Genomic DNA, 12,726 nt, shown 5'->3' on the forward strand with positions numbered 1-12,726 from the left:
GCTCGCGAGGAGGCTGAAGCGTTCCCCGAGGAAAGCGAGTGTTTTCCGCTGCGGTAGTTAACCACTCATCCTATAAAGGATGATAAGAAAACATATTAAAACTATTGCGCACAATATAGATTATGCGACATAAAAAACAACATAGAATAAGAAAAGGGCCTATAGATAAAACAATATGACTCGATAGAAAAACAAAAGCACCTAAGCTAAGACATCTTGTGGGAGGAGTAAGTAAAATACCCACAAACATGGATCAAACTGAGGAAGATCACGGCTTAGGTGATGAAAGAAACAGCAAATGGATTATGAGGAGTAATAAAATCAATACATAAAAAGGAGTGCTAATATGGACATTGAACAAATAAAAGAGACAATTCCACACCGCTATCCGTTCTTGTTAGTGGATAAAGTAATCGAAATGGAAGAAGGGAAGCGCGTTGTTGGAATTAAAAATGTTACCGCTAATGAACCATTCTTTCAAGGCCATTTTCCTGAATATGCAGTAATGCCCGGTGTATTAATGGTGGAAGCACTCGCACAAGTTGGTGCTATTGGTGTATTAGGCATGGATGAGAATAAAGGGAAGCTTGGTTTTTTAGCTGGCGTTGATAAATTTCGATTCAAACGCGAAGTAAAGCCAGGCGATCAGCTCCGCCTAGAAGTAGAAATTACGCGGGTAAAAGGTCCGATTGGAAAAGGAAAAGGAATTGCTACTGTCGATGGCGAAGTTGCCTGTGAAGGCGAAATTACATTTGCAATAAAATAAGGTTTGTTGGTGAAGCGCATCTCGGTATTTCGACAACACATCTCGATGCAATTCCAGTGCATTTGGAAGCGGATTTTGTTTCGGTGAAGTATCCAATTATCAGGCATCTAGAAGTGAGTATTGTTCCAGATTGTGCTTCTCGATGTAATTATCAACTTTTTAGGAGTAAATACTGTTTTGACCGAATATCAAGGGAGATAGAAATGCATTTTACCTCGACAACACACCTTGTTGCGATTTTTAAATCATGCACAAGCAAATCCTGATGGACCATCTCAATAACCGAAAATACCAATCCTATGCTAACAAAAAAGCATGGGATTTTTATTATAGATTACCCTCGAAACGCATACATAATTCCAATAAGTTTTAAAAGAAAATTGTCGATATTTGTTTAGAAACGTAATAAATGGAAAAAATAGTGATAACAAAGCAAAAATTCAAGTATGACTTTGCTTAGAATGGTTAACCTAAAAGCGATAATGAACATTCTAAAGGAGGAAACCTTATATGACGAAAAAATGGTTAATAAAACTAGGAGCACCAGTATTTGCATTAGCATTAATGACTGCATGTGGAACAGATGATGGAGAGGATCCAGTTGATGAGGATGCTCCTATTGATGAAGAAGAGGCGCCATTGAACCCTGATGACGAAGGGAATGGAGACAATGAAGGTAATGGGGATAATGAAGGTAATGAAGAAGATGAATTGTTGGATGAAGATGGTGAGCTTCTAGATGATGAGGGGAACGAAGGCTTAAATGAAAATGGAAACCAAGACGAAGGTACTGATACCAACGGCAATGGCGACAATTTAAATGAAGACAATGAAGCTAATGAAGATAACACTGACATGGGTACAGATGATAATAACAACAATGATGACGATCAATAAAGGATAAGCATAAAATCCCCTGAGTAATCGGGGGATTTTTTACTGCAACCACGCTGAAAATAATAAAAAGTATTTCTAATTTCACCTCTACTTATGGAATTTTTTCCTATTTTACGATACCATTTTTTATATGCATGAAAAATGAAGGAGGATTTACGAATGAATGGAAAACGTTGGATTGCCTTACTTATAGCAGTTGGCTTGTTTGTTGTTTCAGTTGGGTTTCAATTTTTCTCCAGCATCGCAACAGCCAACTTTGAAAATGTATTTAATGTACCAGATACATTATTTGAGGAAGAAGTAATTCAAGAGGGAACAAGTCAAAATAAAATTGCAGTACTCGATGTGGAAGGCGTCATCCAGGATACTGGTGGTGGCACCTCACTTCTTAATCAGTTAGCGTATAACCATCAACGTTTCCTGAAAATGTTAGAAGAAGCAGGACAAGACCCTTCCGTTGATGGTATTATTTTGCGCATCAATACACCTGGTGGTGGCGTTGTAGAAAGTGCAGAAGTACATGATAAGGTAGTAGAGGTACAGGAAGAATATAATAAACCAGTTTATGTATCCATGGGTAATACTGCTGCCTCTGGGGGCTATTACATATCAGCACCAGCTGACAAAATTGTTGCTAACCCTGCAACACTTACTGGCTCAATTGGTGTCATTATGGAAAGCATTAACTTTGCAGATCTAGCAGAAGAGTGGGGAATTGATTTCAATACGATTAAAAGTGGTGAATATAAAGACATCATGTCCACTTCTCGTGACATGACGGATGATGAAGAAGAGATTTTACAATCGATGGTCGATGAAATGTATGCAGACTTTGTCCAAGTGATTGTGGATGGACGTGACATGTCTGAACAACGAGTACGTGAATTAGGGGATGGACGTGTCTATACTGGATCACAGGCGATGGATGTTGGCCTTGTTGATGCATTAGGCTCATTTGATGAAACAGTAGAGATGATGGAAGAGGACTTTGAGTTGGGGGATACAAACGTTATTCGATATCGAACCAATCCAGGATTTAACGAGCTTTTCATGGCATCTGCGCAAAGTCTTTTTGGCGAACGTGCTGAAATAAATGGTTTATTGGAAATGATTCGCCAAGCAGATGGTCCACGTGCTATGTACTTATATTCTAAATAAGGGGGTGTCGTCACATGGATGAACAGATAAATGATACTCAGGAAGAAACAACGCAAGAAAAGTTAGCACCTACACTGCGCTATGCAGGATTCTGGATGCGTTTTTGGGCTTATCTGGCTGATCTAATCATTATATTTAGTCTTAGCGGCATCCTATTGACCCCATTAAAATTCATCAATGATGGGATAGCGATTGAAATAGGGTATTGGACGTTGAATGCTATTTTAGGGGCCGTTATTTTCTATCTTTATTTTGTGTTGATGACTAAGTATTTTAACCAAACACTAGGAAAAATGATATTTGGACTAAAAGTTATTCGACAGGATCAAGAAGAATTAACGTGGAGTGATTTGCTTTTTCGAGAAGTAGTTGGTCGCTTTATTCATCGCGTATTCTTCTTTATGTCACTTCTATATATTGTTGTCGCTTTTACAAATGAAAAGCAAGGAATCCATGACATGTTTGGCGACACACGTGTTATTCATACGAACTAAAAAAGAGCTAAGGAGTAAGTTACATTACTTCTTAGCTCTTCTCTTACCGTATTATGCTTTCACATCAATCATATTACCAAGTGATGGGTGAGCGGCTTCAGGTGCTTGATTTTGCTCGAGCATGTCGAGTAATTGATTACTTTGTTGTTCGGCAACATCTTTTATATTGTCCATTACTTTCAGACTGGCATCTGTACGAACTTGATGTGTGGACATGACCATTGACATCGCTGCAACATCCATATGTATAGCCTCCCCTAAGCATATTTCTTTTATAGAGGTTGTTCAAAAAGTCCGGTGAAAATGACACATCGGTGTTTCTGTTAGCTTGCTTTTCCGTTACTCATGTATTAAATGCATACATTCCGTTACTCAAAGCTACACTGCCTTGAACTTCTCGGTCCTTTTAATCCTCCTATTTGAACACGCATTTATAGTATAGCATACCATTTTCCAATATTCGACAGTTTCATAAGGTTCCAAACCAATTACTGTCGAAAGGTTTTCCTTGCACCAACTATAGAGAAGCGGTATTATGTGTAAGTGTGCATGAAATATTATAACAAGGATTGACTGACTGGTCAGTCAACCGTGTTGATAAATTATTTGATACTTCTCAAATACATTGTTTTCTACGTCGCACCTTCTATATTGTGCGCAATAATTTGGATGTGCACATAGCTTCGCTACGGAAAAACACTACGCTTTCACCAGGGGCATAAGTGCGACATCTGTTCAAACTATTCGTTTTCACAGTGTCTACTTTACCGCGGGGGAGTGGTGAGCCTCCTCGGATTAGCGTCCTGTGGGGTCTCACCGATCTCCCACTTCCCGCAGGAGTCTTCGTGTTTTTCCTCCGCTAAGTTGTGCTACATCATTACCATTGACAATATAACAGTTGATCGAAGCAAATGATAGACATTGTCAATATTGTGTCTTTTTAATTTAGAAAACTATTCGAAGCTGTGGAAAATGCGAGACTCCTACGGGAAAAGGAACAGTCTGAAGACCCCACAGCGAGCGCTTTTTGCTCGCGATGTCTAACTTCGACGGACAGGACGTCCTAGTGCCGATAGACATAAGGACGTGGCGTATTCATCGGCCAGCGCCTACACCCTCGAGGTCTTAAGTCAATCCTCATCACGGGCATAATACGCCACGCCGAGGCTCGGCTTAAGCTTGGCAGATAAGAAAAAACTTACTGCATAAGTGCAACTAAGGCTTTCGCCACTTGGCGAAAAGCCAAGTTTTCTAATCGGGTGTGACCAAGGCGCTTACGTTTTTCCATGAGGAGGCTGAAGCGTTCCCCGAGGGAAAGTAAACACTGTGAAAACGACCATTGGGAGTTTGAACAGATGTTGCCCTTGTGCCCATGGTGAAAGCGAGTATTTTCCACAGCGTAGGTATAGCACTCACTTTATAAAGAATTAAGGAAGACATGCTAAACATTTATTGCGAATAATCCATCTTATATGCGAGATGTTCATACTAGAAAACAACAATCTGTTAGAAACTAATGTTTTTTAAATCAACTTGAAACATACTGCTAGGTGAATCCGTATAACGAAACTAGGTGTTGATATGAAGGAGAAAGAACGAATATTGATGGAAACGGGAATGGCTTTGTTTGCTGAGAAAGGCTATCATCAAACATCGATTCAAGAGATTGCAACAACTGCAGGAGTCTCAAAAGGTGCCTTTTACTTGTATTTCACATCCAAAGAAGACTTTATTCAGTCAGCTTTTCACTACTATCATACGAAACTTAATGAGCAGTTGGAAATGGTTATCCAGGAAAAAGACCCTCCGAAAATAAGCTTTACCAAGCAAATTGGAGTCATCACGGATTATGTTTATCATTATAAGGATTTTATTATTATGATGGTCCGAGAAAATATAACGATCGGAGAAGATATAGACCGGATGATTCGCCAGATGAAGATGGACAACTATGCTTGGATTAGGAAAAATTTACAAGCAATATATGGGGAAAAACGAGAACGTTATTTTACGGATGTTGCCATTCAATTAGAAGGGTTGATGATTGGTTATTTTAAATGGATTGTCATGGATCAACTGGAGATTGAACCACAAAAAGTAAGTACTTATCTGATGAATCGATTAGATGACCTAATAGAAGGAATGATAGCACGAAATGAAATCCCACTCCTTACAGAAACCGATATACCATTCGAATATAAAAAAAGTGCTAGCAATGCGTCTATCGAAAAAAGGTTGGAAACCCTAAGAGAAAAAATAAAATTCGTAAATCTAACAAAAGCTAAACAACAACAAATTTCTGATGCATTAGCAATAATCGAGAAAGAGGTAAACAAGGAAAAGCCACAGTCCATTGTGATACAAGGAATGCTGGCACATATGCAGACCATCCCAGCTTTAATAGAAGATTGTAAGCAAATTGCTGCATTATTGAATATAGAACTTTTAGATAAAGAGAGGAGTTAGACAGCAATGAAAAAATGGATCATAGGAATAACACTATTGTCATTACTTGTACTTGCTGCCTGTAATCAAGAAGAAGACGCAAATGAGGAAGAAGCAGAACCAGTCATCCCAGTCGAAACAGAAGAAGTGACCGTGAGTGATTTGATTATCCAGAAGTCGGTTTATGGTCGAACCGCCCCTAATACAGCAACACCAATTATGGTTCAAACTCCTGGTGAGGTTGATACGCTAGAGGTAGAAAACGGGGATATCATAGAAGAAGATGATGTAATTGCAACCATTCAAACTGCAGCTGGAAATCAAACGATTTATGCACCAGAAGACGGTGAAATTATTAATTTAACGGCAGAAGAAGGTGCAATGGCTACAAGCGAGGAACCATTAGCTGTCATTGCTGATTTGGATACGATGAAATTACAATTTAGTGTAACTGCTGGTGTTCGAGATCTTTTTGAAAAAGAAGCTATTCATAAAGTAGTCATCGGTGAAAATGAATATGAAGCAGAAATTACAACGATTGATAAAATGCCAGATGATACAGGTCTTTATCCAGTGGAAGCAACGATCGACAATGAAGAGGGAGATGTATTGCCAGGCATGGTAGCTGAATTAACGGTACCAGAAAGTCGTGTAACAGATGCCATAATTGTCCCGACAGAAGCAATTGTCGAAGAAAGTGATGAAACATTTGTGTATGTGATTGAAGATGATGTCGCGAACAAAGCAGCGGTAACGATCACGGAAACACAATCAGACAAAACGGCCATTGAAGGCGATACTATTGCGGAAGGGGACCAAGTGGTGACAAATGGTCAATTAACCCTTTCCGATCAATCGAAAGTGAACGTGACAGAAGAGGGGAATGAGTCTTGAAGCTAGTTAATACATCCGTAAAACGTCCAGTCGGTGTCATTATGATCGTATTAGCTGTTATCGCATTAGGAATCGTATCCCTTCGCGGGTTAGTGGTTGATTTATTTCCACAAATTGATTTACCTGTTGCGGTAGTAGCAACGACATATGAAGATGCCGCTCCACAAGAAGTTGAAAATTTAGTCTCAAGGCCAATCGAATCCTCCGTCAGCTCTGTCGAAGGAATTGAAACGGTTCAATCTCAATCCCAATCAGGTTCATCCCTTGTGTTAATGATGTTTAATACAGATGTCGATCTGGACCAAGCCTTGCTTGATGTGCGGGAAAGCATCGATCAAGTAAAAGGCTTTTTACCAGAACGTGCAGGCGAACCAAATGTCATGCGGTTTAGTCCAGAGCAGATGCCTGTGATGTGGGTTAGTTTAACAGGAAAAGATGCTGCCGCTTTAACCGAATTAGCAAATGATCAAATTGTTCCCTATTTCGAGCGTCAAGGTGGCGTTGCATCGGTAACGGTTGAAGGTGCAAAAGAACGCGAAATCCAACTAGAGCTTAACCAAGCCAGTATGCAACAATACGGAGTTAACCCGCAAATGATCATTCAGGCATTAAATAGTGCCAACCAATCATCCTCAGGTGGGGCAGTAGAAAAAGGTACTCAAGACTTACAGCTACGTGTGACAGGAGAGTTTGAATCGATACGGGATATTGAAAATACGATTATTCAAACTGAAACAGGTGCAACGATTCATGTAGATGACGTTGCCAGTGTCGAGGATACCTACAAAGAATCATCTTCCACAACACTTGTCAACGGAGAACCATCGATTGTGTTATCCATCATGAAGAAAACCGATGGAAATACCGTAGATGTAGCAAACAATATTAAAGATGGCATGGAAGAAATCCAGGGTGACCTTCCATCAGATGTCAACTTAGACGTGGTGATCGATACGTCCGAGTTTATTGAACTATCGATTGATTCGGTTGTGAAAAATATTTTAATTGGTGGTGCCATCTCGATCTTTGTTCTACTTTTATTCTTAAAAAGTATTCGAGCAACGATTGTCATTGGTGTTTCCATTCCAATTGCTGTTATTTCCACGTTTACCTTAATGTACTTTACAGGTGAAACGTTGAATGTCTTAACATTAGGTGGTCTAGCACTTGGACTCGGGATGATGGTTGATAGCTCGATTGTCATCTTAGAACATATTTTCACATACCGGCAACGGGGGTATAACTTAGTCGACTCTGCCATAAAAGGTGCTTCCGAGCTAGCACCAGCTGTTATCGCATCTACCACCACAACATTGGTTGTCTTTTTACCGATTGTGTTCGTGGGAGGAATTGCGTCTGACTTATTTACACCATTAGCTCTAGCGGTAGCATTTTCTCTAATTGCAGCACTAGTTGTTGCGATCACGTTAGTGCCAATGCTGTCGTCTAAATTATTATCGAAAGCCTTAGCAGATCCAGAAAAAGGCCGTCGCTATTGGTTTAATCGTATACTACAACGAGTAACCAATGCATATAAAAGTGTATTGAAAGGTGTCTTGCGCTTCCGGAAAACAACTATTTTCGGAACGATTGTCGCTATTATCGGAAGCTTAGCCTTAATACCGTTAATTGGTGCATCGTTTATGCCAGCAGCAGACCAAGGTCAAATTGAAATTCGAGTAGAAACGGAAACAGGCAGTTCTTTAGCGCATACAGAAGGAATTGTGAATCAAGTTAATGAAAAGCTAACAGCCTATGATGCTGTCATCGATACAGACTTTGTCAGTGTTGGTGGCGGTGGATTTGGTGGAAGTGGCAACAGTGCCACGTACACGATCCAATTAATCCCATCCAGTGAACGTGAGGAATCCACATCAGAAATTGTTCAACAAATTGATGAGGATGTACAAAACATTGCAGGTGCAGAAATCACGGTAAACTCAATGGAAAGCGGAATGAGTATGGGAGACCCAATCCAGGTTCAACTAAACGGTCCAGAACATGAAGTCTTAAACGAGTTAGCCGATCAGGTTGTTGCCCAAATGGAAACGGTTGAAGGTATCCACAACCCAGAATCAGCAGCAGATGAAGGGGTACCACAGTTAACGATCACCATTGACGATGAAAAAGCAGCAAGTTATGGGGTAACTAGAGATCAAATTACAGGCCAAATTCAATTACAGTTCACAGGCCAAGTTGCCACCCAATATCGGGAAGATGGCAATGAAATGGATGTGACAATGCTTTATCCAGAGAATGAACGTAGCACCATTAGTGATTTACAGGACATGAAAATTCAATCCCCAACTGGTGCGGTGATTCCATTAGATGAGGTAGCTGTTTTCCAAGAGATGCAAGGACCTGCTGCTTTAATGCGGCAAAATCAACAGGCACAAATGAACGTATCCAGCCAAGTGGTGGATCGTGACTTAGCAAGTGTTGTAAGTGATGTGGAATCAGCATTAGGGGAGTTAAGTATGCCAGAAGGATATAGCTATTCCATCGGTGGTCAGGCAGAAGATATGGCAGAGTCATTTGCTGACTTAGCATTAGCGCTAGTCTTCTCGATCTTCCTAGTGTACGCGGTGATGGCTATTCAATTTGAGAACTTCCTATTCCCATTAATTATTATGTTCTCGATGCCAGCAACCGTTATTGGTGTTATGGTTGGACTATTTGTAACAGGATTACCATTAAGTATCCCAGCCTTTATCGGGATCATTATGCTCGCGGGTATTGTCGTAAACAACTCGATTGTCTTAGTGGATTACATTAATATACTGCGGGATAAAGGGATGGACCGCTATGAAGCAATATTGGAAGCAGGTCAATCTCGTTTACGCCCAATCTTAATGACAACCTTAACGACAATCCTAGCGATGGTTCCATTAGCATTAGCACTAGGAGAAGGTGCGGAAATGCAACAACCATTAGCCGTAACCATTATATTCGGTCTTGGAATCTCAAGTATCTTCACGCTCCTATTGATTCCAGTCGTCTATACATTATTTGATGATTTAACGAATAAAGTTCTAAGACGTAAGAAAAAAGAAGCATAAGATGAGGCTCCCAGTGTTGGCTGGGAGCTTTTATTGTGCGTGTGGGGGGGTGTCGTCCTGAAGTTTCAAAATTTGCTTTGAAAGTTTAGCGAGAGCACTTATAGATGCACATATAATCGAGATAATATTAATAATTGAAACGAAATCGGTTCTGGATAAAAAAATCATTTAAAAAAAGGGGAAAGTTAACTGAGACGGCTTGTCGATTTGAAAGTAAGCATGGAAAGAAGGAAAAATTTAATTGAGGCTGCTTTTCAGAGTGAAATTCAGCATGAAAAGAAGAAAGATTTAATTGAGGAGGTTTGTCAATGTGAAAATCAGCAAGGAAAGAAGGAAAGGTTAATCGAGACCTCTTTTCAGTGACCAGTTGAGTGAGAGAGGTCGTAAAAAGTAATAGAGAAGCATTGTCAGTGACTGAATCAGCAAGTGAAGTTGTGAAAAGGTAACAGAGAGGCATTGTCAGTGACTGAATCAGCAAGTGAAGTCATAAAAAGGTAACAGAGCACACCTATGCCTTAATTCAACAAGCAAGAAAGTAAATCCAACAAGAGACACATCAACTTTTTTGTGAGTGCACCAGAAACTCGTGCACCACGTGCCTCAAGCACCCCCACCCAACCCTATACAACCCCCCACCAAATAATGGTATAATAAGATAAATGATTATGTGGAAAGGAATTTCACGTAAAATAGACGCATACGATGAATCATGTTTCGTTATACGTTTATACAAAAATGGAGGTGAAAAGGATGTCGGCTTCACGGGTTTTAAAATGGGTGACAGGTGGATTAGAGGCACTGCTTGGTATTCCAATTTTGGGTGGATCCATCGTAGTAGGATTTTATTGGACGCCGTTAGGTATTATGTTAGTTTTACATATTGTTACATTAATTTTAACGACAAAGGATGAAGGCAAAATAACAGGTAGTATTCTCGGTATTGTCACGTCTTGTATTGGATGGATTCCATTTGTAGGTTGGATATTACACATTTTATCAGCTATTTTCCTAATGTTAAATGCTGCTTCGCCTGATAATAAATCAAAGGAAAATATTGTCATATCGGAATAACGCGAAAGCACACGATGCTATCATACCTGATGATGATCGTGTGTTTTTCTACAACTTACCGTCCTTGCACCTTCCAAACTATTTTTCGGATCACCTGATTGGCTACCTCTGAAAACATTAATCCAATCGCAATCCCACCAGCGAGTAACATGACTTTTGCTGATAATTGGACAGCGGTAAAATAGTCATTTTCCACAAAGTGACGCATGGCATCATAGGCGATTCCACCTGGGACAAGTGGGATAATTCCAGATACATTAAAAATAATAATTGGCGTCTTAAAAACTCTTGATGCAATTTGACTAAGGACAGCCACAAGCATTGCACCAAAAATGGTTGCTGGCACGACATCCATTCCCGCATCTACTAACATGTAATATAAAATCCAACCAAACATCCCTATCAGTCCGCATTGGATCAAGGATTGGCGTGGTGCATTAAACAGGATACCAAACCCTGCAGCGGCAATAAAACTTGTTATCAGTTGTTCTATGATTGTCATTGTTTAATCTCCTTCCCAGATAAACTTACCGCTCCACTTACGTTAAAATATACCAAATACAACGGCAACCCCAGCACCAATGGCAAAAGCGGTTAAAATGGCTTCCACTCCTTTCGAAACCCCAGCAACCAAATGACCAGCCATTAAATCTCTCACAGCATTGGTGATATGAAGACCAGGGACAAGCGGCATCACCGCACCAATGATAATTTTATTCAAACTTGCACCAAAACCGTAGTAGATAAACAGAAACGCACTAACTCCGATAATAAAAGACGCGAAAAACTCCGCAATAAATCCAGTATCCACTAAACGCGCGAAGGCAAGCATTCCCGCAAATCCAAGTCCACCTGCAATACAGGCTGGGATAAAATCAGGCCATGTTCCTCCAAACATAATGGTGAAACTGCCACTAACAAACGTTGCCGCTATAATCTGTATCCATCCTGGAAACGACAAGGACGCTTTATCGACATCTTGGAGTCGCATCAGTGCTTCATCTAAGCTAAGCTCTCCAGCTGTTACGTTTCGAGAAATCGTATTGACCTCATCGATTTTATGTAAATCAGTGGCACGCTTAGATATGCGCATAAAGTTTGTGGCTTCTGCACTATCAGGAGAAAAATTAATACCTGTGGGCGTTGCATAACTTTGTGCATTTTCCAGACCAAACGCATGAGCGATTCGACTCATCGTATCCTCTACTCGATAGGTTTCTGCCCCACTTTTTAACATGATTTTCCCTGCAAGCATACAAACCTTTGCAATCATCGTACTATTTTCCATATGTCCACCTACTTTCGATTCTCATACTTATTATAATGCAAACAGCTTGCACAAAAAAAGTGCTTCTATCGATGGTAGAAGCACTTTTCTATGCACCTTAGGAAAGTATAAAATTTTAGCCAAGAAGTGGACTCGACGTAGCTAAACTTTTAACGTTCCAAGTATAAGAAAAACTAGCACCTTCGCTAAAAGACGAGCGAATGCGAGTTTTTCTAATAATTCATTCCATTATGGTGCCATCATGAACAGGCCTACAAGCGATATAATGGGTATAGCGTTTACGAGAACCAAGCTAATCAATGAAAAGTTCGTAACGATACCCTTTGTTTCATCGTTAGTTCCGACACTACGTTGCAGAAAAATAAAAAATGCTGCAAATGCCATTAACACAATAATAATGAGTCCTGGGAGATACAATTCTTCCATCGTCCCGACTGGTGTCATCGTGATGAGTCCATATACAATTAACAAAATAGGGATGGTCTCACTAATGGCTACACCAATAAAAAGATTAGTCCTTGCTTTTTCTACTTTTTCTGGATTTTCTTTAATCCGCTCTAAATTCACTTTGACGATTGCTAAAATAGGAATGACAGCAAGAACTGCCGCTAATACAAAAATAGTGGTACTCACTTTTCACGTACTCCTCTCCAC

Annotated in this window: 12 protein-coding genes; 8 read left to right on the plus strand and 4 right to left on the minus strand. The window is 40.0% G+C overall.

Annotated elements, in window-relative coordinates:
• Positions 1 to 346: 346 nt before the first annotated feature.
• The 4 genes from fabZ (at position 347) to GHC26_RS01825 (ending at position 3,315) form a co-directional block, all read left to right on the plus strand.
• Positions 347 to 766, plus strand: a complete 420-nt coding sequence (gene fabZ, locus GHC26_RS01810) for a 3-hydroxyacyl-ACP dehydratase FabZ (RefSeq protein WP_163969529.1) — start codon at positions 347 to 349, stop codon at positions 764 to 766.
• Between the two features lie 510 nt (positions 767 to 1,276).
• On the plus strand, positions 1,277 to 1,663 hold the full coding sequence (locus GHC26_RS01815; RefSeq protein WP_163969530.1) for a hypothetical protein: 387 nt from the start codon (positions 1,277 to 1,279) through the stop codon (positions 1,661 to 1,663).
• A 159-nt stretch (positions 1,664 to 1,822) separates the two neighbouring features.
• Positions 1,823 to 2,821, plus strand: coding sequence for a signal peptide peptidase SppA (sppA, locus tag GHC26_RS01820; protein ID WP_163969531.1), 999 nt, complete (start codon positions 1,823 to 1,825; stop codon positions 2,819 to 2,821).
• 14 nt (positions 2,822 to 2,835) lie between these two features.
• Positions 2,836 to 3,315, plus strand: a complete 480-nt coding sequence (locus GHC26_RS01825; protein WP_163969532.1) for an RDD family protein — start codon at positions 2,836 to 2,838, stop codon at positions 3,313 to 3,315.
• Between the two features lie 51 nt (positions 3,316 to 3,366).
• Here the strand turns inward: GHC26_RS01825 and GHC26_RS01830 are convergent, their stop codons facing one another.
• Positions 3,367 to 3,558, minus strand: a complete 192-nt coding sequence (locus GHC26_RS01830) for a YjfB family protein (protein WP_163969533.1) — start codon at positions 3,556 to 3,558, stop codon at positions 3,367 to 3,369.
• A gap of 1,338 nt (positions 3,559 to 4,896) precedes the next feature.
• On the opposite strand from GHC26_RS01830, the gene GHC26_RS01835 reads away from it, so the two are divergent.
• From GHC26_RS01835 to GHC26_RS01850, 4 genes are all read left to right on the plus strand, one after another.
• Positions 4,897 to 5,781, plus strand: coding sequence for a TetR/AcrR family transcriptional regulator (locus tag GHC26_RS01835; protein WP_163969534.1), 885 nt, complete (start codon positions 4,897 to 4,899; stop codon positions 5,779 to 5,781).
• A 6-nt stretch (positions 5,782 to 5,787) separates the two neighbouring features.
• Entirely contained in the window at positions 5,788 to 6,654 is an 867-nt protein-coding gene (locus GHC26_RS01840; protein ID WP_163969535.1) for an efflux RND transporter periplasmic adaptor subunit, read from the plus strand.
• Complete coding sequence (locus tag GHC26_RS01845; RefSeq protein ID WP_163969536.1) at positions 6,651 to 9,713, plus strand: efflux RND transporter permease subunit; 3,063 nt, start codon at positions 6,651 to 6,653, stop codon at positions 9,711 to 9,713. The genes GHC26_RS01840 and GHC26_RS01845 overlap by 4 nt, the downstream gene beginning before the upstream one ends.
• Before the next feature lie 750 nt (positions 9,714 to 10,463).
• Positions 10,464 to 10,784: a hypothetical protein gene (locus GHC26_RS01850; RefSeq protein ID WP_163969537.1), complete on the plus strand. Its 321-nt coding sequence runs from the start codon at positions 10,464 to 10,466 to the stop codon at positions 10,782 to 10,784.
• A gap of 55 nt (positions 10,785 to 10,839) precedes the next feature.
• Here the strand turns inward: GHC26_RS01850 and GHC26_RS01855 are convergent, their stop codons facing one another.
• The 3 genes from GHC26_RS01855 to GHC26_RS01865 form a co-directional block, all read right to left on the minus strand.
• Positions 10,840 to 11,286 (minus strand): threonine/serine exporter family protein, encoded by a 447-nt coding sequence (locus tag GHC26_RS01855; protein WP_163969538.1) that lies wholly within the window; start codon positions 11,284 to 11,286, stop codon positions 10,840 to 10,842.
• Positions 11,287 to 11,328: 42 nt separating this feature from the next.
• The gene (locus GHC26_RS01860) at positions 11,329 to 12,072 is read right to left on the minus strand and encodes a threonine/serine exporter family protein (protein WP_163969539.1); all 744 of its coding nucleotides are present in this window, start codon (positions 12,070 to 12,072) and stop codon (positions 11,329 to 11,331) included.
• A 228-nt stretch (positions 12,073 to 12,300) separates the two neighbouring features.
• Entirely contained in the window at positions 12,301 to 12,705 is a 405-nt protein-coding gene (locus GHC26_RS01865; RefSeq protein ID WP_163969540.1) for a hypothetical protein, read from the minus strand.
• Between the last annotated feature and the right edge of the window lie 21 nt (positions 12,706 to 12,726).

Origin of the sequence: Oceanobacillus halotolerans (assembly GCF_010993955.1) — a bacterium.
In the GTDB taxonomy this organism is placed as follows: domain Bacteria; phylum Bacillota; class Bacilli; order Bacillales; family Amphibacillaceae; genus Oceanibacillus_A; species Oceanibacillus_A halotolerans.

Bases quoted from the DNA above. Each gene is read 5' to 3' on its own strand.
- GHC26_RS01830 (WP_163969533.1), bottom strand. From the start codon at position 3,558: ATGGATGTTGCAGCGATGTCAATGGTCATGTCCACACATCAAGTTCGT.
- GHC26_RS01835 (WP_163969534.1), top strand. From the start codon at position 4,897: ATGAAGGAGAAAGAACGAATATTGATGGAAACGGGAATGGCTTTGTTT.
- GHC26_RS01840 (WP_163969535.1), top strand. From the start codon at position 5,788: ATGAAAAAATGGATCATAGGAATAACACTATTGTCATTACTTGTACTT.
- GHC26_RS01825 (WP_163969532.1), top strand. From the start codon at position 2,836: ATGGATGAACAGATAAATGATACTCAGGAAGAAACAACGCAAGAAAAG.
- sppA (WP_163969531.1), top strand. From the start codon at position 1,823: ATGAATGGAAAACGTTGGATTGCCTTACTTATAGCAGTTGGCTTGTTT.
- GHC26_RS01855 (WP_163969538.1), bottom strand. From the start codon at position 11,286: ATGACAATCATAGAACAACTGATAACAAGTTTTATTGCCGCTGCAGGG.
- GHC26_RS01860 (WP_163969539.1), bottom strand. From the start codon at position 12,072: ATGGAAAATAGTACGATGATTGCAAAGGTTTGTATGCTTGCAGGGAAA.
- fabZ (WP_163969529.1), top strand. From the start codon at position 347: ATGGACATTGAACAAATAAAAGAGACAATTCCACACCGCTATCCGTTC.
- GHC26_RS01815 (WP_163969530.1), top strand. From the start codon at position 1,277: ATGACGAAAAAATGGTTAATAAAACTAGGAGCACCAGTATTTGCATTA.
- GHC26_RS01850 (WP_163969537.1), top strand. From the start codon at position 10,464: ATGTCGGCTTCACGGGTTTTAAAATGGGTGACAGGTGGATTAGAGGCA.